This is a genomic window from Streptomyces sp. NBRC 109706 (assembly GCF_000974485.1).
GTDB lineage: Bacteria > Actinomycetota > Actinomycetes > Streptomycetales > Streptomycetaceae > Streptomyces.
Window position 1 is genome coordinate 798,563 of the sequence record NZ_BBOM01000005.1, and the last position, 22,258, is coordinate 820,820.

At 72.7% G+C, this 22,258-nt stretch carries 13 protein-coding genes; 5 read left to right on the plus strand and 8 right to left on the minus strand.

What is annotated here, in order from left to right; all coding sequences use genetic code 11:
* Positions 1–9: 9 nt before the first annotated feature.
* From AOM46_RS08560 to AOM46_RS08580, 5 genes are all read right to left on the minus strand, one after another.
* Positions 10–618: an ATP/GTP-binding protein gene (locus tag AOM46_RS08560; protein WP_062207617.1), complete on the minus strand. Its 609-nt coding sequence runs from the start codon at positions 616–618 to the stop codon at positions 10–12.
* Positions 590–967, minus strand: a complete 378-nt coding sequence (locus tag AOM46_RS08565; RefSeq protein ID WP_062207618.1) for a DUF742 domain-containing protein — start codon at positions 965–967, stop codon at positions 590–592. Before AOM46_RS08565 ends, AOM46_RS08560 begins: the two co-directional genes overlap by 29 nt.
* The gene (locus AOM46_RS08570) at positions 964–1,362 is read right to left on the minus strand and encodes a roadblock/LC7 domain-containing protein (protein ID WP_062207620.1); all 399 of its coding nucleotides are present in this window, start codon (positions 1,360–1,362) and stop codon (positions 964–966) included. Before AOM46_RS08570 ends, AOM46_RS08565 begins: the two co-directional genes overlap by 4 nt.
* On the minus strand, positions 1,359–2,549 hold the full coding sequence (locus tag AOM46_RS08575; RefSeq protein ID WP_078856609.1) for an ATP-binding protein: 1,191 nt from the start codon (positions 2,547–2,549) through the stop codon (positions 1,359–1,361). Before AOM46_RS08575 ends, AOM46_RS08570 begins: the two co-directional genes overlap by 4 nt.
* Before the next feature lie 371 nt (positions 2,550–2,920).
* The gene (locus tag AOM46_RS08580; protein ID WP_062207622.1) at positions 2,921–4,723 is read right to left on the minus strand and encodes an acyl-CoA dehydrogenase; all 1,803 of its coding nucleotides are present in this window, start codon (positions 4,721–4,723) and stop codon (positions 2,921–2,923) included.
* Between the two features lie 236 nt (positions 4,724–4,959).
* On the opposite strand from AOM46_RS08580, the gene AOM46_RS36005 reads away from it, so the two are divergent.
* Together AOM46_RS36005 and AOM46_RS36010 are read left to right on the plus strand one after the other, a co-directional pair.
* Positions 4,960–5,112: a lasso peptide biosynthesis protein gene (locus AOM46_RS36005; RefSeq protein ID WP_370592662.1), complete on the plus strand. Its 153-nt coding sequence runs from the start codon at positions 4,960–4,962 to the stop codon at positions 5,110–5,112.
* On the plus strand, positions 5,109–5,246 hold the full coding sequence (locus AOM46_RS36010; RefSeq protein WP_370592663.1) for a lasso peptide biosynthesis protein: 138 nt from the start codon (positions 5,109–5,111) through the stop codon (positions 5,244–5,246). Before AOM46_RS36005 ends, AOM46_RS36010 begins: the two co-directional genes overlap by 4 nt.
* Before the next feature lie 7 nt (positions 5,247–5,253).
* On the opposite strand, the gene AOM46_RS08585 is transcribed toward AOM46_RS36010, so the two are convergent.
* The 3 genes from AOM46_RS08585 to AOM46_RS08595 form a co-directional block, all read right to left on the minus strand.
* Complete coding sequence (locus tag AOM46_RS08585) at positions 5,254–6,057, minus strand: RICIN domain-containing protein (protein WP_158920301.1); 804 nt, start codon at positions 6,055–6,057, stop codon at positions 5,254–5,256.
* A 119-nt stretch (positions 6,058–6,176) separates the two neighbouring features.
* Complete coding sequence (locus AOM46_RS08590; protein WP_067225997.1) at positions 6,177–8,441, minus strand: right-handed parallel beta-helix repeat-containing protein; 2,265 nt, start codon at positions 8,439–8,441, stop codon at positions 6,177–6,179.
* Positions 8,438–20,233 (minus strand): hypothetical protein, encoded by an 11,796-nt coding sequence (locus AOM46_RS08595; protein ID WP_062207626.1) that lies wholly within the window; start codon positions 20,231–20,233, stop codon positions 8,438–8,440. Before AOM46_RS08595 ends, AOM46_RS08590 begins: the two co-directional genes overlap by 4 nt.
* Before the next feature lie 196 nt (positions 20,234–20,429).
* Here AOM46_RS08595 and AOM46_RS08600 point away from each other — a divergent pair, with 196 nt between their 5' ends.
* The 3 genes from AOM46_RS08600 (at position 20,430) to AOM46_RS08610 (ending at position 22,232) form a co-directional block, all read left to right on the plus strand.
* Positions 20,430–21,410, plus strand: a complete 981-nt coding sequence (locus AOM46_RS08600; RefSeq protein ID WP_062207628.1) for a hypothetical protein — start codon at positions 20,430–20,432, stop codon at positions 21,408–21,410.
* Positions 21,411–21,475: 65 nt separating this feature from the next.
* Positions 21,476–21,781: a hypothetical protein gene (locus AOM46_RS08605; RefSeq protein ID WP_062207630.1), complete on the plus strand. Its 306-nt coding sequence runs from the start codon at positions 21,476–21,478 to the stop codon at positions 21,779–21,781.
* 7 nt (positions 21,782–21,788) lie between these two features.
* Entirely contained in the window at positions 21,789–22,232 is a 444-nt protein-coding gene (locus AOM46_RS08610; RefSeq protein WP_062207632.1) for a hypothetical protein, read from the plus strand.
* The last annotated feature ends 26 nt before the right edge of the window (positions 22,233–22,258 follow it).

The following is a 22,258-nucleotide window of genomic DNA, read 5'->3' on the forward strand; positions in this document are numbered from 1 at the left end:
GGAGGGGGGTCAGGCCACGCGGTCGAGCAGATGACGGACCAGGGCTATCAGCGCGTCGGTGGAGGAGCGCCGGTTCCGCGCGTCGCAGTAGACCACGGGGGTGTCGGGGAGCAGGTCGAGAGCCTCGCGGATCTCCGCCTCGTCGAACCTCTCCGGATCGGAGAAGGCGTTGACGGCGATCGCGTACTCCAGGCCGTACTCGTCGATCAGATCGATGACCGGGAAGGTCTCCTCCAGGCGTGCGGGGTCGATCAGCAGCAGGGCGCCGAGCGCGCCGCGGGCCATGTCCTCCCAGACCTGGACGAAGCGCTGCTGCCCCGGGGTGCCGAACAGGTACAGGACCAACTCGTCGCTCAGGGTCAGCCGGCCGAAGTCCAGGGCCACGGTGGTGGTTGCCTTGTTCGGCACCCCGCGCAGGTCGTCCACGTGCACGGACGCCTGCGTCATCTTCTCCTCCGTGCGCAGGGGAGCGATCTCCGACAGGGACCCGATGAAGGTCGTCTTTCCCACGGCGAAGTGGCCCACCACCAAGATCTTCGCGGCGGTGGTCACTTCGTCCGAGACATAGATGGAACGGTTCACCGTCGAGTTAGCCGATGTTGAGGGCTTCGAGTCCATGAAGAACCTTCTCGAGAATCGGTCGGGGAACGCGCTGGGCCGGGGCCGGTTCGGCGCGGCGCAGGAGGTGGCCCTGGTCGGACAGGTCGGACAGCAGCAGCCGGGTGACGCCGACCGGCAGTCCCAGATGCCCGGCGACCTCGGCGACCGAGAGGTAGCCGCCCTCGCACAGCTCCCAGATGGCCCGCACCTCGGGGCTGGCCCCGCGCGGCAGCTTCCGGTCGGGGGCCAGGCAGACCAGGGCGTGGAGCGCCAGCTCGCTTTCCGAGGGGAGGCGACGGCCGCCCGTGATGACGTAGGAGCGGACGAAGCCGCTGGTCCCTGGGGTGTCCTCGCGAGGCCAGGTCATGCGTCCGCGCCCGTGGCCTCGCGCAGCTCCGCGCTCATCGCCTTGGCCAGCGCGCTCACGGTCTTCTGCATCCGGATCGACATCGCCTCCATATCGACGTCCAGGGTGGTGGAGACGGCGAGGTAGGAGCCCCGGCCGCCGGCGATCAGGAAGATCCATCCACCGTCGAACTCGATCAGCGTCTGCTTCCACAGCCCGCCCTCACCGACGAAGGAGGCAACGCTGCGGCAGAGCGACTGGAGCGAGCTCATCGCGGCGGCGTTCCGTTCGGCGTCGTCACGGCCGATACCGTCGGAGCGTTGCATGAGCAGACCGTCCGCCGAGACAAGGATGGCGTGGTGTGCCCCACGTACTTCGAGCACGTCGTTCAACACCCAGGACAGATTGGCGCTCACTGGCTCTGAGGTCCTTCCGCGTTGTCTGAGTCTCGGCCGAGCATGGTTCCGCGAGCGAACGCCTTGAGGCGTGTAGCCGTCTCCTCGCTGGTTCCGTCCGCTTCGGACGACGGGTTGGGGGGCGAGGCCACCACGCTGACGGCCCCGTTGCGGCGCCGGCGGCGCTTGGGGAGGCCCCCGGCCGTCTGCCCGACGACCAGGGAGGCGATCGGGGTCGGCTTGACCTCCTCCGCCTCGTCGTTGTCGGATCGGTCGAGCACGACGGCCGCGGGGGCCGGGACCTCCGCCGTCAGCAGGCTCTCCGGCACCCGGATCACGGCCCGCACGCCGCCGTAGGGCGAGACGGCGTCCACGGAGACATGGAATCCGTAGTGGGTGGCGAGCTTCCCCGAGAGGGCGAAGCCGAACTTGGGCGGGTCACCGAGGCTGGTGATGTCCACGGCCCCGCCCATCGTGAGCAGGGACGTGGCGCGGGCCTTTGTCTCCTGGTCCATGCCGAGGCCGGCGTCGTCCACGATCAGGCAGATACCCGTGGGGACGACCTGGATGTTGATCTCGACGGGCGAGCCAGGGGCGCTGTACTTGGTCGCGTTGTCGAGCAGTTCGGCCAGCACCATGGCGATGGGTTCGACCGCCCGGTTGCTGACGGCGACGTTGGCCTGCGAGTGGATTCGCACCCGCTCGAAGCTGCGGATCCGGCCCTGGGCGCTGCGCGCCACGTCGTACACCGAGGCGTCGCGGTCGCGCCGGCCGAGCCAGCCGCCGCAGAGCACCGAGATGCCCTTGGTGCGACGGCTGAACTGGCTGCCGGTGTGGTCGACCAGCATCAGGTCGGCCAGGTAGGCACGGTCGTCACCGTATTTCTGCTGGAGTTCGTCCAACAGGGCCAGTTGCTCCTCCGCCAGGGTCGCCAGCGTGCCGACGGCCGACTTCAGGGTGGCCTTGGTCGCCGCCTCGGCGTCCTTGCGTACCTCCTCAAGATCGGAGGTGTGCCGGGAGCTCGCCGACGAGTGGACCGCCCGGAGTTCGGCGAGCTGGCCCTGCACGGTGGTCAGGTCGCCGGTCAGGACGTTGTTGCTCGCCCTGAGCTGGATATTGGTTCTCCGCGCTCGTGTCACTGCGAAAACCGCAGCGATGAGCACCACGAGTAGGACCCACAGGAGTGGATCCCCTAACAAAGACGTCATGAGACTCTCTTCAAGTCGCCTCGCGTCCGGAGACCGATCGGTGGGTGAACCCCGGAAAAGCCACCGCCGCCGTGCGGTCGCAAGCCTTACCGGGAGATCAACGATCGCTCCTTCACGATGGGGCTGCTGTGGCTGTCCCCCGCACGTGCGTGACGCATCGTCAGCCCGCTGAAAAGCGTAATGATCTTAACAGTCGAGGCCGCTTCGCCGGATCACCAGAGGGCCGGCTCGGTTGCCCACCGCGTGACGATCGTCGGCGATTGCGGACGGCTGGCGGAGCAGTTGTGCCTGGCCAGGGGTGGTCCGGTGGGGACCGGCCACGGCCCCGCCCCCGACGACCGTCGAACGGGCCAGGGGCGCGACCGCGCCGGTCAGTTGGAGGCCGCTCCGGTGTGCAGCATCGGGTGACGGCCCGTCAGCTGATCGAGTGTGTCGAACGCCTCGGTGAGCGCCAGGGCCTGGGGGATCAGGGCGCCGATGACCGACTCGACCGTCTCCGGCAGTTGGCGCACCTGCTCGGTGGTGAGCCGCTCGTGCGCCAGCAGTTCGCCGCTGTGCGCGGCCACATAGCGCAGCGCGAACAGCCGTTGCAGATCCCGCAGCGGCACCACCGCGCCGGGCGCGGTGGTGCCTTCGGCGGCGGCCAGGAGCTCGGCGGCGGCCAGCCGGTGGACGTGGGCGTCCACGAGGGCCAGGGCGGAGGTAGAGGCGCCGTTCCAGCGCTCCAGGGGCGAGCCGGCCCGCCGGGTGCGCAGCCGGGTGCGGGCCCGCTCGTGCCTGATGCGCTCCAGATCGGCCAGCAGGTCGAGCAGATGCTCCGGGTCCAGCAACGAGCGGCCGGCGGGCGGGACCTGGCTGACCGGCCGCGGGGAGAAGCCGCCCAGCAGCATCTCCCCGGCGGCCTTGACCCAGATGACCGTGTTGTCGCCCTCGGCGGTTATGGTGCCCTCGTTCGCCGCCAGTTGGCCCGCGATCCCGTTGGAGAGCAGCAGTCCCTGCGCCCCGCACCGCTCACGGCACTCGGTCATCACCTGCCTGGCCTGCCAGGTGATCCAGCCCTTCGCGATGGCCACCAGCCGTTCGGTGTCCTCGCGTTCGGCCTCCGCCGCCTGCGCCCACCGCCGTGTCACGGCACGGTGCAGCAGGGTGGCGGCGTAGGTCGTGGCCAGCGCTTCCACGAGCGGGGCGTGGTGGGTGCGGTGCGCGAACAGCGGCACCCGCTGTCCGCTGGTCATGCCCGAGGTGACCCGCTGGTGTGCGTGCCGCACGGCGACCGTCAGGGCGTGCCGCATGGTGCCGAGGCTGTAGCCGCTCATGCAGAGCTTGCCGGCGGTGACCCGGCCGATGGAGCGCAGGAACCGTTTGCGGGAGCTCCCCAGGGAGGAGGTGAACCCGCCCTCGGGCGTCAGGCGTCCGTGGTCGCCCTGGAGCATGGCCGTCCAGGGCAGTCGGACGCCGTGGAACGAGGTGGCGCAGTGGTCCACGGGACTGCTGGCGGTCTGCGGGAGCGGTTCGACCTCGACGCCCGGCAGATGGCGCCCGCTCGCGTCGGTGAGCGGCGTCAGGAAGAGGAAGACGCCGTGGTCCGCGTCGTCGATCACCAGCCGAGCCGCCACCAGCGCGTCCTTCGGGCCGCCGACGCTCGATGTGTTGGGCATCCACTTGCGTGCCCCCGGGGTCGGCGTGTCGAGCGTGAGGGTGCCCGTGACCCGATCGAGGGTGGCCGTGGTCTGGAGCTGAGGCGCGTCGTTCCCGTGCGCCTGCTCGGTGCAGAGGAAGGTGCCGACCCGCTCCATCCGCAGGTAGGGCCCCAGATCCCGGTCGCCGTGGTCGTGTTCGCGCAGGCTCCCGAGGAACAGGTTGTAGTGGATGCTGAGGATCGTCGTCAGCCCCGCGTCCGCCACCCCGGCCCACTCGTGCAGCGCGCTCAGCGCCTCGGCGTCACCGGCCAGGGCCCAGGGGTCGGACAGCGCCGCGTTCACCACACGCAGCCGCCGGTACGACAGCTCCGTGCGCTCCTGGTGGGTCAGTCCCTCCTGGTAGGCGAACGCGGCCGAGCCGAAGAGGCGACGCCACGGCTCGTGGAGGTCGTCCCGCGCGTCGAACAGCAGCTGGGTGAGTGCGGCGGACGAGGTCAGAGGGCTTAACTCTACGGGGAGTTGGGAGACAGTCACCGAAGGAAAGTAACCCGGGGTCGCGCTAAGCGACATTATGATGATCACCACGATTGAACCGCCAGGTTCCGCGGTACGCGTCCACCGCAACGGTCGATGCCTGACCTGCGCCAAGGGCCTCCTCAGCCATGCCCTGCCGGGCGGCGACCGGCCGGTCGAGGCCGGACGCGGGACGGGCGGGGGAAGCGCCGCATGAGCCAGGTCCTCGACACCTCCGTCTGCTGCGCTGCCGCGCGGTGCCCGCCACGCACCAAGAGGCGCTGCGCGCCCGCACCGAGGTGACGACGGCCAGCACCTCCTGCGCGGGCACGTTCTGCCTGCCGCGCTCCCTCGCCACCTTCCTGCTGTGCCGGATGCGGGGGTCCGGCCGACCTGGTGCAGCGGCGTGAGGACACCGCCGTTCGCCGCGCACGCCTGGGTGGAGGCGGACGGGCTGCGGGTCGGCGAGCCGGCCGAGGCGTACAGCTACCGCGTCCTGCTCGCCGTCGGGCCGCTCGGCGAGCCACAGCGGCAGCGCCGCTGACGCGGCGTCAGAGGCGGTGCAGGCGCCAGGTCTGGGCGGGGGTGCCGTTGCACCCCCACTGGCGGACCTTCTCGCCGAGGCTCACGGAGGCGTTCGGCACCTCAAGGCAGTAGTTGCTGAGGACCGCGACCAGTTGCACGGCGCCGTCGCCGAGTGGCTCGATCCGCCACTTCTGGGGCTCCGACCCGTTGCAGTGCCACATCATCATGTCGATGCCGTGCTCCGTGCTGCCGAACGGCAGGTCCAGGCAGTTGCCCATGGCCGACAGCGTGAAGGTGTCCGGCTGGTCGGTCCCGCCGACCAGCCACTGCTGGGCGTCGCTGCCGTTGCAGTTCCACTGCTGGATCGGTCCGCCCACCTCGGTGGTGCTGTTCGGCACGTCCAGGCATCTGGTGGCGTTCTGAAGCGCGTAGACGCCGCCGTCCTGAGGGAGGCCGTCCTCCTCGCGGAGAAGCTCCGGGTCCGGATCGGGCTCGGGGTCGGGCTCCGGATCCGGGTCCGGTTCGGGGTCGGGGTCGGGGGGCGGCGGCGGGGCGGGATCGGGCTCGGGGTCCGGCTCCGGTTCCTCCTCGGGCTCCTCGGTCGGCTCCTCGGTGGGCTCCGCCGGCCCTTCGGGTTCGGGTTCCGGCTCGGGTTCGGGTTCGGGGGGCGGCGCGGTGGGCGCCGGGGCGGCCACGGGTTCGCCCTGGTCGCCGCCCGGCAGCACGACGCCGACGAGCCGGACCGAGCCGACGATCAGCGTCACCAGGGCAACCCCCCAGACCAGGGAGGCGAACACCCGCCGCCCCGGCAGCAGTCCCCGGCGTGCCACGGCCGGTCTGCGCGCGAAGGCCGCCGCGAACCGAGGTGCGGACTGTTGTCGCCTTCGTATCATCGGCACCTCGTCATCAGAAAGGTCGGGGGAGTTCAGAGGTCAGGGGGCAGGGGCGCTCAGGACGTGGGCAGGGGCACGGGCAGGTCGTTCTCGTCCAGGGCCATCAGCTCCTGGTCCTTGGGCGCGGTCAGTTCGGCGACCCGCATCGCCTGGTGCTCCGTCATCTGCTGGAAGAGCTGGCGCGCGGTGCGTCCGTTGCCGAAGCGCTCGCCCCTGGGAATGGCCCCGATGTGGGTGGCGAGCGCGGAGCGGGCTCCCTCGGTGAGGTCGTAGCGGTGCCGGCGCGCGTGGTGCTCCACGATCCGCACCAGCTCCTCCGTCGAGTAGTCGGTGAACAGCAGGCTGCGGGTGAACCGGGACGCGAGGCCCGGGTTGGAGCCGATGAAGCGGTCCATCTCCTCCGGGTAGCCGGCGGCGATGACGACGACCTCGTCGCGGTGGTCCTCCATCAGCTTCACCAGGGTGGCGATGGCCTCCATGCCGAAGTCCTGCGCGACCCCCGGGGGCGTCAGCGCGTACGCCTCGTCGATGAACAGCACTCCACCGCGCGCCCGTTGGAACGCCTCGGTGGTCTTGGGGCCCGTGTGGCCGATGTACTCGCCGACGAGCGCGCTGCGGTCGACCTCGACCAGATGACCCCGGGAGAGCAGCCCGAGGGCGTGCAGCAGCCGGCCGTAGAGCCGGGCCACGGTGGTCTTGCCGGTGCCGGGGTTGCCGGCGAACACCAGATGGCGGCTGAGCGGCGGCGCCGGCAGCCCGGCCTCCTGCCGCATCCGGACGGTCTGCATCAGCTTGACCATGCCGCCGACGTCCCGCTTGACGTTCTCAAGACCCACCAACTCGTCCAGCTCCGCCAGCAGATCGGTCAGCGAGTCGGCCTCGGGCGCGTCGTCGTCGGAGCCCTGCCGGGGGTGCGCCGACCCCGGCGCGGTCGCGGCCTGGCCGGAGGGCGTGGCCGCGGCCCGCCCCTGGGGCCCCGGGGGCGGGCCGGCGTCCCGGCCCTGGCGGCCAGGACCCGGCTGCCTGGCGCCTGGCGCGGCGGTGCCGCCGCGCGGGGCGCCGGGGAGCCGGGGTGAGGCGACGTTGATCGCCACGCAGTTCTCGAACGTCGGGTTGGCGTCCTCGGCGACGCCGAGGTCGTGTGCGGAGTCGAAGACCCGGCAGCCACGGAAGCGGGGCGCCGCGTCCCGGCCGACATGGATCGAGGGGAAGCCGCTGGCGATCACATCGCAGTGGTCGAACGTGCCACGGGAGCTCTCGCCGACGCTCACCCCGTGTTTGCCGGTGCGGGCCACCCGCACCCCGCGCACGCGCGGGTCGGCGCCGGCCGCCAGCTCGATGCCGTTGCCCTGCTGGCCCGTCACCGAGCAGTGCAGCAGCACCGACTCCTCCTGGGAGCGCAGACGCACCCCCGTCTCGCCGCCGCTGATCCGGACGCCGCGCATCATCACCCGTGCCTGGTCGCGGACTTCGACGCCGGAGAGCCTGGCGCCGGCGAGGGTGGACTCCTCGATCTGGGCGCGCGCCGTGTGGTCGAGACGCACGGCGGAGCGGGCCGCGTTCTCGACCCGGCAGTCGGTCAGCAGCGCCTCCGCCGCGTCCTGCACCAGCACCCCGTTGCGGCCGGCGCCGAACAGGCCGCTGCCGCGCAGCAGCACCCGAGAGGCGTCCAGGGCCCGCAGCGCCGAGCCCGAACCCCCGTGCACCCGCAGCTGGTCGGCGCGGAGCACGGCGGATCCCGAGACGGCGACGCCGATCCCCTCCACGTCCATGATGTTTGTGTCGTCAAGACGGGCCAGCGCGTCGCCCGTGACATGCAGAGCCGTGTGGCGGGCGGCCCGCAGCCGGGTGCGGCGGGTCACCAGGACGCCGCCGGCCGTGGGGTCTGCCAGCTCGGTGGCCAGGTCGTGGTCGAGCGGGATGTCGCCGACCGGCCGGCCCGCCCCCGGCACGACGGTGCGCGAGCCCAGCACCTCGGCCCGGCCGTGGGTGACGAGGCAGTCCTCCAGGGTCAGGCCGGCTGCGTCCTCGACGCGCAGCAGCGTCTCCCCCGGGTCGGTGCCCCGGACGACCAGGCCGCGGACCCGACAGTTGGGGGCGGCGACGGTCAGCGCGCCGGCCGCCGCCGGCACGGCGATGGTCACCGAGCCGTTGCCGTACTGCGGGACCAGCGTCACCCGGCGGATCAGTCGGAAGGACTCGTGGTACTCGCCTGGCGCGATGCTGATCACCGCCCCGTCCGGGGCCGCGCCGAGGGCCTGGGTGATGGTCCGGTGCGCGCCCCTGGTGCGGGGCGCGACGCGGATGCGGTCGTCGGTCACGGTGTGTTCTCCCAGTCGGGCATCACGGGCGGCGGATAGGGGCTCAGGTGGCCGAGGACGGGAAGGTCGGTGCCGAACTCGGGCAGGGGCGGGGGCTCCAGCATGGCCGCCGCCACCACGGACCCGTCCGGGAGGGGCGGGGGTTCCACCGGGGTGCCCGCCTGGACGCCGGTCGAGGGCGGGACGACGCCGATCGAGTCGCGGACGAAGGGCGCCAGGACGAGGATGCCGATGGACTTGTCGATGAACTTGGTGACGATCGGCGCGAACGTGAAGTCGATGGCCCCCTGCCGGTGGTACCAGCGGGTGGCGACGGTGTTCTGGAGCGAGTTCTTCGCGATGCCGGTGACCACCGTGCCGAACGCCGCGCTGGCGGCGGCGGCGCCGGCCAGCAGGGCGGCCTCGCTGATCGAGACGTCGTGCCTGTTGCCCTCGGAGTCCTTGATGCCGAAGACCTCCAGGGCGGCCAGGTTGCCGAGGAAGGCGCCGAGCGGCGCGGCGACGAAGCCGTCCTTGATGAAGTCGTAGGTGCCGCCGCGCCAGCGGAGCACGAACTCGTTCGACGCCCACTCGCCCGCCCAGTCGTCGTCGTCCTGGCGGAACCGGTAGGGGAAGCCCCGGTCCTGCCAGTTGAGCCCGAGCCGGAACTGGGTGTGCTGGGCGGCCAGGTTGTGGGCTCCGATGAAGCTGGTCTTGACGGAGCTGGAGATGGTCGCGCTCAACGCGGCCTGCGCCACGTCGGTCCAGGTGAAGTCGCCCGGCAGGGCGGCCAGGACGGCCAGGGTCACCAGGAAGTCGAGGACGAACTCCTGCCCGAACTCGACCAGCATGTGCTGGATGTTCCGCACCGCGAACGGGGTGTAGGTGGACTCGCCGGTCTCCGTCACCGGCGACCCCCAGGGGGTGCGCCGTGGCTGTCGGTACATCCGCTCGAAGCCGCGGTACTCGTTCATGACGCCGATGTAGTACGTCTCCCGACCGGAGTACCGGAGGTCGCCGGCGAACCGGCCGGCGCCCTCGGCGGTGAACGACGAGGCGGGCAGCTCCCGCACATAGCCGGCGACCGACCGCTCGGTGATCACCTTCCACTGGTTGGTCTCGGTGTCCAGGACCCAGCGCCGCCACTGCTTGGACATGCTCTCCAGCTCCTGGAACGAGCCGTCGTCGCCGAACGGGGTCTTGCGGCGGGCCACGGCGCCGCCCTCGAACTCCTTCCAGCTGAGGGCACGGAGGTTGTCCTGGGTGCGGCCGAGGCCGGTCAGGCTGGCGGGGTCGGGGAAGTACTCCCGGGTACGCAGCGGCTTGTAGTTGAACGCCTGCCGCAGGGCGCTGCCGACCTCAACGGGCAGCTCCTGGACGACGGTGTGACCGCCACCGGGGCTGGTGTAGGCGCCCGCCGGCGGGTCGGCGCGGCCGGCGGGGATGTCCACGACGCGGTCCTCCCAGCGCCGCATGTCGTCGAACCAGTGCCTGATCCGCTGCTCGGGGGCGCCGAAGGACATGATGTTGCCGTGGCGGTCGACCTTGTTCCAGCGCCACTCGTCCGGGGCACCGTCGGCACCGGCCCGCGACTTCCAGGAGACCACGGTGGTGTTGTCCCCCAACAGCCGTACCTCGCGCACCAGTTGGGGGCCGGTCGGGGTGTTGACGAAGTCCCGGTAGGACTCGCGGTCGAAGTAGTTGTGGTGGCCCATGTCGTTCCGCGAGGCAAGCTTGCGGTATCCGCTGGTCCCGTCGCTCCCCGTCCAGGCGATCTTCCCGGCCCCCAGGGGGCTGTCCTTGTAGCGGCTGACGACCTGGAGGTCCGCGCCGCCGGGCCCGATGCCGGGGAAGGTGTCCTGGCGGCCCAGCAGCTTCCCGTGGTGGTTGTAGAGGACCCAGTCGCTGTGCGTGTAGGCGTTGGCGGCCGGCCGGTTGCCGCCCGCCGGGGCGGGGTGGTCGCCGTGCACGGTGCGCTGGAAGCCGAGGTCGCCGTTGCCGGCCGCGCCGGCGGGCCGTTCGGCGGGGCGGGGGCGGAAGTCGAGGATGGTGCCGTCCTTGAAGCCCATCCGGGCGACCTGCCACTCGGCGCCGGCCGCCCTGCTGTACCAGTCGCCGTTCGGGGGGACGTCGGCGCGGAACTGGTCCTGCCAGGCCACTTTGGTGCGGTCCTTGTTGACGCCGGCCGGCGGGTTGACGAAATGCTCGGTGTCGAAGGTCCGGTGTCCGGACAGCTTGCCGGGGCCCTCCGTCCAGGGCAGGTGGTCGGCGTGCCGGACGGCGCCGGGTGGCAGCGCGACATCGTCGCCCACAGTGAGGGTGTTGCCGTTGGTCAGCGGCCTGGTCTCCCCCGATATCCGCCCGCCGGACGGCACCGTGACGGTGTTCCAACCGCGCGAGCTGATGCCCTGGATGCCCCGCTGGACGATCTCCCCGGCGGCGTTGGTGCGTTGGAAGTCGAACGTCTGGTATCGGCTGTCCATCATGAAGGCCGCGTGGTTGCCGTCGGTGGTGAAGCGGTGGTTCCGGTGGAAGAACCCGTTCGGCAGCAGGAAGTGCAGCCCCTCGCGGGCGCCGGTGTCCACGTTGCGGAACTCCGGGGAGAGCAGCCAGCGGTAGAAGTTCGGCGGGCGCTGCTCGGCGTTCCGGTGGTTTCGGAACATGCCCCCGTCGGGCTCGACCCGGCCGACGCTGGTCTCCTTGCCCTGCGGGGAGACGGTGATCCAGCCGCCGTTCGCCTTGGGCAGCCCGTCCCCGCCCAGCTCGAAGGACTGGAAGTTGCGGATGTTGTGGGTGGCGTATCCGCCGGTCTTCTCGCCCACCAGGCTGAGCTCGCCGGTCCGCGGATCGGGCATCCGGTCCTTCCAGCCGTGGCCGAACGCCCCCCAGCGGCGCTCCCCTGTGGCCTGCGGCGCGAAGTCGGCGTCGTAGCGGTACCAGCGGCCCTGTTCGCCGGTCTTGAAGGAGAACGCGTTGCCCGGATCGCGGTGGGTCAGGATGTAGCCGCCCTGCGGGGTCTCCCGGTAGTGGTGGACGGGGCCGGACTGGGAGCGGGAGATGTGCCAGCCGTCGTGGTAGTCGAAGAAGGTCTTCTTGCTGGTGCCCCAGATCCGGATGCCGTGCCCGGCGGCGTTCCCGTTCACGTCCAGCTGCTGCCAGCGCTCGCGCTGGTTCATGCCGATCCGCACGCCACCGTGGGTGTTGACGAAGTTCTCGACCGTGCCGGGGGCGTGCGCGTCCAGGCTGCCGCCGCCGGGCAGCGGGCGACGTTCGAAGACGAAGCCGCGCAGGCCGTCGACGTTGTTGGTGAGCAGGGTGATATGCCCCTCGTTGACGCCCTTGACGTCCACTCGGCCCCGGTCCAGCAGGGGCGCGACGGGCGGTGGCGCGACGGAGCGGGGGACCGTGGCCGGCGCCCCGTCGGCCGGGGGCCGGTAGCCAGGGTTGGGACGCCAGTGCTCCCAGGTGCCGCCGGTGATCTTCCCGCCGGCGTCGTGCTGGTAGGTGACCTTGTAGAAGTGGTCGTCCTGGCGCACGCCCCGGTTGACGATGTTGATCCGCTGCTCCACCAGGCGGCCGTCGATGCCGTAGTCCTTCCACTCGCCGTCCCGCAGTCCGGCGGCGTGCTCGGTGGAGCGGAAGTTGGCGCCCTCCGGGGTGAGTCGGTGGCCGTCGAGCCGGTTCAGCTCGCCGTCGCGCACCGCCCCCGGCCGGCCCGCCGGGTCGACGTCGAAGAAACGCCGGCCGCCGCTGTCGACCATGTCGACCACCCGGTGGGTGGTGACCGTGGGCGGGCCGCCGCCCTCCCAGTCGAAGACGCGGCCGACCCGGACGTGGGTGGCGGCGTCGGCCGCGCCGATATGGACGACCACCCGGCCGCGGGCATCGATCACCCAGGTCTCCGAGCGGTCCGCGTTGCGCACCCGGACGCCGGTGCCCGGGTCCGGGCTGGTCGGTATCGCCTGGCGGCCCGTCACCGACCAGCCGCCGACCGCGGTCCTGTCGTGGTTCAGCAGGTCGAAGGCGCGGAAGACCTGGCCGTCGCGGACCGTCTCATGGGTGCGGAGCAACGTCCCCGGCAGGGCGTCCCCCGCGCCGTCCAGCGTCGTCTCGGTGAACCGGAAGGCGCCGGTGACGCCGTCGAAGTACTCGGTCGTCGGGTTGTCCGTCCGGCTCAGCACGACATCGTCGTCCGCCGTCCGGTGGACGTGTGTGTTCGGCACGTCGGTGCCGTCGTCCGCGCGGGGCGCCGGCAGCGTCCGGTGATCGGCCACATCGGTGAAGACGTGCGCCGGTGGCCGGGCGTCGCCGGCCCTGCTGAGGGTGAGCACCTCGTGGGTCACGGCGCCGGTGGCCGGGTTGACGGCGGCGTGCAGGGTGTTGTGGTGCACCCGCATACCGCCGTCGGCCTGGGGGACGACGGTGACCGGAATCTCACGCCGGCCGCCGGGGGGCCGGACGGTGGCCCCCTCCAGGTCGGCGGGCAGCCGTAGCCGGTAGTTGTTGAACGTCCCGCCCCTGGCGGTGAAGGTCTCCTCGACGAAGCGGCCGTCGAGCCCGTGCCTGCGGGTGACGCCGGCGTCGTTGGTGAACTCCCAGCTGTCGCGGCCCGGATGGAACCGGGCCGGATGGCCGGCGCCGTCCGGCTGGCGCAGCACGGGGCCGCCGGGGCCGTGGGCGGCCGGCCGGAAGACGAAGGCGTCCGGATCGCCGTGGCGGGGGGACAGCGGCACGGCGCTGTGGGTGACCTGGCCCCGGTGGTCGACCACCGTGTGGGCGCCGCCGTCGCCCGCCTCGGCCCGGTAGCCGGCGTAGCCGTCCCAGCGCTGCGGGACGGCGGGGGTCGTCGTCCCGTCCCCGGCGCGGAACCGGGCGACCGGGGCGCCGCCCCGGTGGTCGATCTCCAGTGTCCGGGCGGGCCCGCCGCCCCGCACCGGGTAGCTCTCCTGGACCAGTTGGGTGCCGGGGCCGGCCTCGCCCGCCGTGATCCGGTAGTCGAGGGTGCCGCGCTCCCAGGTGACGCCGAGGGTCCCGGTGCCGTCGTCCGCCGTGTCGAACCGCGGGTTGTGGTGGCCGTCCAGGCGGCCGTGGGAGTCGATGAACAGATGCCGCCCGTCCGCCTGTTGGGAGCGGACGGCGATGCCGGCCGTGCCGTCGGGGAGGGTCACGTCCAGGGCGCCCGGGTGCGGGCGGGCGTGCTGGTCCAGCACCCGCTGGGTGCCGTCGGCCCGCACCAGGTAGCCGCCGCCCGGGAGTTCGCGGACCTGGCTGCCCGGCACCTCGGCGCCCGCCCGTTCCAGCCGGGGCGCGCCGGCGCCCGGGCCGGGGACCACCAGGTCGGCGGCGTCGAACTCGGGCGTCCCGGCGAGGCGGTGGACATCGCGGAGCAGCGCGCCGCCCGCCGCGTCGTGCACGGCGGTGCTCGTGCCCCGGACGATCTGGATCTCCCGGCCGGCGAACGTGATCTCCCCGGCGCCCGCGATCTGGACCTGGCCGCCCGGCTGCCGCTCGACCACCCGTGGCCCGGCGCCGCCGGTCCCGGTGTACAGGGTCAGATCCGGCCCCTCGGCGTGCCGGCCGCCGAGCGGGAGCGGCACATCGGCGGCGCCGCCGGTGCGGCCGAGCCCGATCAACTCGTCGCCGGTGGTGATCAGATGCCCGTCGGGGCGGGTCGCCACCACATCGGTCCCCGGCACGGGCCTGCCCGTGCCGTCCACCACCCGCGCGTTGCCCCCGGGGGGCACGATCAGCCGGTTGCCGTCGAGCGCGGTGCCGCCCCTGATGCCGTGGTCCAGGTGCTGGAGCCGGCCGCCCGGGCCGTGCACGGCGACCGTCTCCGGGGTCCCCACCCTGGTCACCCGGTGGCCGTCCCCGGTCGGGATCACCCGGGCCCCGTCGATCACGTCGCCGCCGCGCGTCTGGAGCACCGGCGGTGGCGGGGTCGCGGCGGCGCCCGGGTCGGCGCCTCGGGCGGGTACGAGGACGTAGTCGTCGGTGACCTGGCCCTGGAAGTCACGCAGGCGTTGACTGGTGCCGAGTTCGGCGCCGGCACGGTCCACCACCACGCCGCCGCCGTGCGTGTCGTGGGTGACGCGGAAGCTCTGGTCGCCCAGCTCGTCCACGGTGGTGCCAGGCACCGGCTGTCCGGTGGCGCGGTCCACGAGGGCGGGCCTGGCGTCGGCGTCGAGCGCGGTGTTGGGCACCCGCACCTCGTGGTTGGCCCAGGGGCCGGCATCGAACTGGTGGGTGCGCAGCCGCCAGTCGCCGGTTGTCGCGTCGTACCGGTGGGTGATGTTCCCCCGGACCACGGTGACGGTGTTCCCCTCGACCGTCGGCGCCTCGCCCCTGACCTCCCCCGCCGGGCCCCGCAGCATGGGCGGACCGCCGGCCTCCGGGGTGACGAGGAAGTCCTGGGGCCCGTCGCCGTCCGCGCGGCCCAGCGGCAGCCCGCCGTGGGGGTGCGCCCCCGCCGGGTCCACGGCGGGCCGGCCATGGACGGGCGGGTCGATCCGCGTGGTGGGCATCATGAAGACGATCCGGTCGGTGTCGTCCAGGCCCGGCGGTGTGACGGTGGGACGGCTGGACGACTCGATGAGCTGCCGCCGGACCGCCGCCTGGTCCTCGGGGCCGAGCAGCCGGTACTCGTCGGCGCCGACCCGGTGCATCCCGGCGCCGCCAGGACCCTCGCCGGTGAACCGGCCGGTGTCCGCCGAGAAGTGCGCGCCCCGGTTGTCGGCGGTGTAGACGCTGAACCGGCGTTCCGTCGCCGGATGGGGATCCGCGCGCGTGGGCTGGGGCGTCGACTCCCGGTACTCCACCCGCCGGTCCGTGAGCGGGACCCCGTCCACGTCGCGCGGGTGGGGGTAGACCTGGCCGTCGGAGCGGACCAGCACCAGCAGGTCCGGGTGCCCCTCCTGGCCGGTCAGGGTCCGCACCGTGTGGCCGACGGAGCCGTCCGCGCCGATCAGGCGGGTCGTGTCGCCGGTCTTCACCAGGTGTTCGCCGGTGCTCAGCGGAGTCGCCAGCGAACCGTCCACGAGCCGGCCGTCGGCGTGGACCACGAGGGCGGGGCCGGTGCCGCCCCCGGGGATGAGCACGAACTCGTCGGCCGCCGCGCCCGGTTGGCCCGGCAGCTCCACCACGTCGTGGGTGCGGGCCCCGCTGGCGGCGTCGATGACGACCGGGTCATGGCCCGGCACCCGCACCAGGTGTCCCGCGCCGTCGCCGACCCGGGCCACGGACGAGCCCGGCACCGGCTGCCCGGCCGCGTCGACGACCCGGGGCGCCGCGCCGGCGGACAGGACCATCTCGTGGCCGCCGACCAGCTGGTGCCGCAGCCCGTTGAAGCCGCCCGTCAGGTCGTAGAGCGTGGTGGTGCTCCCGCCCGCCGGGCGGATGGTGAGCGAGGAGCCGTCGACGCCCGCCGTCACCTGCGGCATCGGCCGGCCGTCGGGACCGTGCACCGTGGGGGTGCCGCCGTCGCGCAGCGGCACGGTGACAAAGCCGTGGGGGGCGCCGTTGCCCGTGCCGAGCCGGATCGCGTCGTGGGTGTGGACGCCCGAGGCGTCGACCACGCCGGGGCGCTGGCCCGGCACCCGCACCAGGAACGCGTCCCCGTCCCAGGGGACGACGGCCGCGCCCGGCACCGGGGCGCCGTCGGGGCCGAGGATCCGGGGATGGCCGCCGGGCTCGGGGAGGGCCAGCCGGTTGCCCGCGCCGAGCGGGCCCCCGGTGCGGGCGGCGCCCGAGCCCAGCAGGGCGCCGTCGGGGCCGTGCACGGTGTAGGTGGCGGCGCTCTGGACGACGATCCGGTTGCCGTCGAACCCGGTCGTCACCTCGTCGCTGAAGAGCCGGCCGTCGCTCCGGTAAACGGCGGGCGCCTCGGTGCGGCCGGCCGCCGGGGCGAACACCAGATCGGTGGCGTCGCCGTTGCGGTTCTTGAGCGTCACCGCCGGGGCGACGCGGCCCGCGTCGTCCACGAGCAGCGGCGCCCCGCCGCCGATCCGTACCAGGTTCCCGTGCTGGCCGAGGGGGTTCACCGAACCGCCGGGGCCGGCGGGGACGACCTCGTCGACGCCCCTGATCAGCACGGGGCCGCCTCGGTGCCCTTCGCTGGGGATCGCCAACGTCCAGCGGTGGCCGCCCTGTTCGGGCAGCCGGATCACGTCGTGGGTGCGGACGCCGTCGGCGTCGACGAGCAGTGTGGGCCGCCCGGGGCGCTCGACCAGCAGCCCTTCGCCGCCGATCCGCCTGACCTGGGCGCCGGCCAACGGCTGCCCGTCCCCGCCGGCCACATAGGCGCGCAACGCCCCCGGGTCGATTATCAGCTCGTGGCCGCCCTGGCCAGGCAGCCGGTGGGAGGTGCCGAGCAGGGTGCCGTCCAGACCGTGGAAGTGGACGGTGCCGCCCGCCCGTTGGACGGCGAAGGAGTCGCCGAGGAACGCGACGGGGGCCGGGGATGTCTCGCCCTGGCGGCCGAAGAGGATCGGGGTGCGGTCGCCGCCCAGCGGCACGGCGGCGAACTCCCCGGTCGTCTGGTCGCCCCGCCCGGTCAGCGGCACCACATCGTGGGTGCGCTGTCCCGAGGAGTCCACCACGGCCCCGACCCGCTGCCCGGGGGCGGTGAACGACCAGCCGAGACCGTCGATCCGGGTGACGTCGCCGGCGACCCGCGCCCCGCCGGGGCCGACCAGCCAGGGCGTGGACCCCGGCGGCGTGACCACGGTGTGGCCGGCCAGCGGCCCGGCCGGGTGGCTGTGCGCTCCCGCGCCCGGCGGTAGCCCGGCCGGACCGCCGCCGGTGCCCCGCGCCGTCGCGGGCGGCGGCCCGCCCGGCAGCAGACCCTGCGACAGCGCGGCGGGCGGCGGGGTGACCGACGGGGTGGCGGACCTGGCCGGCGGGACGATGCTGTCCACCGCCACCACGCCGGAGCCGGGCTCCGCCTGGCCGGCCGGGCGGCGGAGCGGCCCGCCCTCGACCCCGGCTCCGCCGCCGTCCCCCGAGCGGGGCGGGGCGGTCGGGACGCTCTCGACGGGGGCGGCGGCGCGGGTGCCGACCGCGCTGAGGTTGACCGGCCTGATGCCGTCGACGGGGGTGGTAATCCCACCGCCCGCCTGACGGATCGCCGGCGCGGCGCCGCTGCCGCCCGTGGCCGCGGCGGTCACCGGCGGGGTGAGGGGCTGGGTGGGAGCGGCGAGGTCGCCGGTGGCCTGCGGCAGCGGCGCACCACCGGGGCGGCCGACGGCGCTGCCGCCCGCCTGCCCCGGTACATCGCCGAGTTGGCCGCCGGGGGCGGCCTGGAGCGGCCTGACCGTCGGCACCACGGCCGCCACATCGTCGGTGAGGGCGCCGGGGTTGCCCTCCGGGGCGGCGTGCCGCGCGCCCGGGTTCGCCGGCGCGTCGACCGGGCCGAGGTGGGTGTCGGTGAACTGACGGGCGCCCGCGCCGGCCTGGGCGATGTCGGGGGTGCCGAGGCCCCTGCCCTGGTCGGCGAAGTGCAAGGGGATCGGGGACACCGAGCCGAGGTTGAGCTCCTGGGCGCCGTCCCCCGCCGTGCCACGGCCGCCCCCGCCCGGGACACCCGACTGCCCGGCGACGAACGAGACGGGCTGCGAACCTGACAGCGCCCCCGGGGCGTTGCCACCGCCGTGGTGGGCGGCGGTGATGCCGCTCATATCGCCGCGCGCCGAGGTGACGCCGGCCGTCGGCAGGGGCGACATGTCGCCCAACTGCTGCATCCCGGCGACATTGACGACGGGTAGCTGCCCGAAGGAGCCGCCGGCGGACGCGATCCGCGCCCCGTCCACCCCGTCCTGGAACCGGATCGGGGAGAACGAGCCCTGCGAGACGTCGATCGCCCCGTTGCCACCGGCGCCGACGCTGCCGTTGGGCACGATGCTGCCGACGGGGACGGTGCTGCCGTTGGGCATCGAGGTCGGGGTGGCGCCGGCGCTGACGACCGTGGTGGTCGCGGCCGTGGGGGCGGGCGTCGTTGTCGGCGTCGGGGTGGCGGTGACGACGGGCGTCGTGGAGGTGACGGAGGCGCCGGCCGGCGTCGGGGTCGCCGTGGGGGTCGCGATCGCGGTGGGCGTCGGCATGCTGGAGGGCATCGGCGTCTGGACGCCGACGATCTGCCCGCTGGGCGAGGGCATATGGGTGACGACGGTGGGGGTGCCGGCGACATAGAAGTCGCCCGCCATGTTGCCGATGCCGTCGGCCGTGGTGTTGCCGACGACGGGGCTCGGCGGGGCGAGGCCGCGCCCCTGGTCGGCGAAGCTCACCGAGATCGGCTGCACGGGCCGCATGTCGGCCAGCGATCCGCTCTGCCCCGACTGCGGGGTGGGCAGGTCGGTCATGGCGCCACCCGGACGGTTCAGGCCCCCGGGCAGCGTCGGGGTGGGGAGCGAGAGGTCGGCCATCGAGGAGTTGGGCGACGGGATCGGGGACCGGCCGCCCGGCCCGAGCAGGGAGACCGTGGAGCCGTTGGCCGGGGTGGAGGGCGCCGGCGTGAGGTCGGCGACGGAGCCGAACCCGCTGTTCGGGGTGAAGCCGCCCCCGATGGTGATGATCGGCGCGTTGCTGACGTTGCTCCAGGCGTGCTGCGGGGGCGCGGAGAGGTACTTGGCCACATTGGAGGCGCCCGGCTGGTAGCGCGCCCACAGCGCCGAGTTGACCTGGGGGCGGCCCATGTTGTCGAAGCCGTGCAGGGCGCGCACATCGATGACGTTGGTGCCGTGCACCACGGCGCCGGCCCGGTACTGGCCGAGGACGCCACGGTTCCACAGCGAGATCTTGAAGGCGCTGGCCAGCCCCGAGAAGGACTTGACGCCGATCTCGCCGACGTTCACGGGGAGGAAGATCGCCGTCCAGCCGTAGCGGGTGAAGTGGGCGGCGATATAGGTGCCGAAGTCCTTGACCCAGGTCATCTTGAGGGCCATGGGGCTGTTCGACCAGGCGCCGCCGATCCTCAGGTGCCTGTGGGTGCTGGCGATGATGTTGCCGGCACCCCTGAAGGAGCCCCAGGAGCCCTTCCCCACGTTGATCATCAGCTGCCGGAAGGAACCGCCGGCCCCCGCCCAGCCCTTGCTGCCGAAGTTGGTGATCGCCCTGGTGATACCGGCCACGTTGAGGCCCCTGGTGGTGGGCACCAGCATGCCGAGGACGGACAGGACGAGTTCGGTGACGCTCGCCCTCCCGCCGGCGAAGTCGATGGCGGTCTTCACCAGCAGGACCGCGCTCAGGGTGAGGAAGAGGATGGCGGTCGGCCCGCCCAGGATGATCGCCGGGAGAATCAGCGCGATCACGAAGAACTGGAGGAACTTCCAGAACGCCTCGCACGGGTCGATCATCGAGCTGATGTTGGAGCCGGCCTCCTGGATGGCGCTGGCCGCCGTGGCCGCCGCCGCCTCCAGGGCGTCCCCGGCGTTCTCGGCGGTCTCCTTGTGCCCGGCGAACTCGGCGTCGTCCTCGTCCATGCCGTCGACGGCGCTCAACGCCCCGTCGGCGATGCCCTGTTGGGTGACCATCGTCTCGTGGTAGGTGGTCAGCGCCGTGCGGACCGACTCGTGCGCCTCGGCGAAGCTCCGGACGAACTTGCGCACCCGGTCGTCCATCTCCTCGCGCAGCGCGCCCGCCGTCTCGCCGACGAAGAACTCGCTGTTCTCCCGCATCAGCTCTTCGAGGTCGTCGTCGAGTTCGGTGGCGAGCTCGACGATGGCCCTCTGCGCCTCGATCAGCGCCTCCAGCCGGTCCGCGTCCCCCGGCGTCGGGTCGCTGCCCAGGTCGAGCGCGCTCCAGTCCGGAGGTCGAGGCATGTCCTGGTCCCTTCCGCTCGCGGGCGACGACGGTGAGGGCTGGCCGGGGGCACCCCTCGCAAGCTCTACGCACGAGAGCGCCCGGGGGTTCACCGGATTTCCGCGCCGGCTGAACCTTCCGCCGGGCTGGTGCGTGGAGGGGGTGGAGACGCGCCCGGGCAGGGGCGTTCGACAACCGGCAGTGGAGGGAGGCGCGATGGCCGACTTCGCCATGGACTACGACAAGCTCTACGCCATGAAGCGGGGCTTGCACGAGCTGGCGGACCGGGCCGACTCGGCAGGCGGCGCGGACGCGTGGCAGGAGATCGGCGACGGGACCGCCAGCTCCAACCAGTCGATCTTCGGCAACTACAACCTCTCGTACCAGTTCCAGGTCTTCTACGGCCTGTCCAAGACACGGATCAACGACGGCAAGGACAAGTTGAAGCAGTTCGGCGACATGTTCGGCGGGGTCGCCGACGTGCTGCTGGAGCAGGACGCCGGGATCGCCGCCGGCGCCATGACCATGACCGGCTACTCGGAGCTGGACAAGTGGCTCGGGGAGCGCGAGGCGTACTCGGACTGGGAGGAGAAGAAGGAGACCTGGGACGACTACGCCGAGGAGATCGGCGCCGGCGACTACTTCGCCGAGCACCCGGACGCCGACCCGGCGGAGGTCTGCTCGGTGGACGACCCCCCGGGCTGGTGCGAGCGGTGGCAGGAGGACCTGGGCGACGGCCGGCCGCCGTGGCCCGGCCCCGAGCCCGACAAGCCGCCGGAGCACCCGCCGAGCCGTGTCCAGATCACCGATGACGACGGCAGCAGCGTCGACGTGTACCTCACTTACGACGACGAGTACAACGTCACCGAGGAGAAGACCGTCATCGAGACCTCGGACGGCAGGACGGTCACCACGACGGTCGAGTACGAGGGCCCGCCCGACCCGAGCGGCCCGGAGGACGACGACGACACCTTCGACCGCCGCGACTACACGGTCACCACCATCGGCCCCGACGGCACCGAGAGCGTGGCCGAGTACACCATCGAGGACGACGGCTCCGGCACCCAGAAGGTGACCACGACCACCACGGACGACGACGGCGACGAGGAGGTCACGGTCACGGAGTACACCAGGGACCCCAAGAACGGTCCGGACGACAAGAAGTGGGAGTCGGACTGGGAGGAGGTAGAGGACTGAGCCCCTCCCCAGCGGCCCCGGCCCGCACACCACCAGCAGCCAGCCACGACAGGAAGTGAGCCCTCATGCCCAACATCAGCATCACCTACGAGGACGTGGACGAAGCGGCGTCCGCGATGAACAACTCCAGGACCAACACCATCGAGCCGGCCGTCGACGCGGCCAAGGCGGCGATCGACGACGCCCTGGGCAGCTCCCTGGTCCTGCCGGAGACCAACGCGGCGATCACCGACCAGTACAACCTGCTCCACGAGCAGCTCCAGCAGCTGTGCGAGGCGATCGAGGGCTTCGCGAAGCAGTTCGTGGACATCAAGGACGGCATGATCGACTTCGACCAGCAGTACGCGGAGAACATCCGCAACCCGAAGTGAGGCGGGCATGCCAGACATCTCAGCCGACTACGCCGGCATCGCCGAGACATCGAGCAAGCTCAGCGCGCAGTGCAACATCATCGTGCCGGAGATCTACTCGCTTCTCTCCAAGGTGGGCACGCTGCTCGACAACGGCCTCTACCTGGAACAGGCCAGTCCCGCGCTGAAGACCGCCTACGAGGAGTTCAGCAGGTCCATGCAGATGGCGGCCAGCAACATCCAGAACTGGGCCAATCTGTTCACCGGCATCAACGACGCCTTCAAGAGCAACGACTCCGCGCTCTTCGCCGCGACGCTCTCCAGCATCGACGGCGAGGGTGGTCTCGAACTCACCGCCGATGAGGTGGAGACCGACACTCCCGACGCGCCGACCTGGGGACCGCCCGGCGGTGATCTGGGCGGCACGCCCATCACCTGGAACGAGGACCGCAGCTCGATCACCCAGGGCTGACCACGCCCCTGGCACGGTGCCGAAGC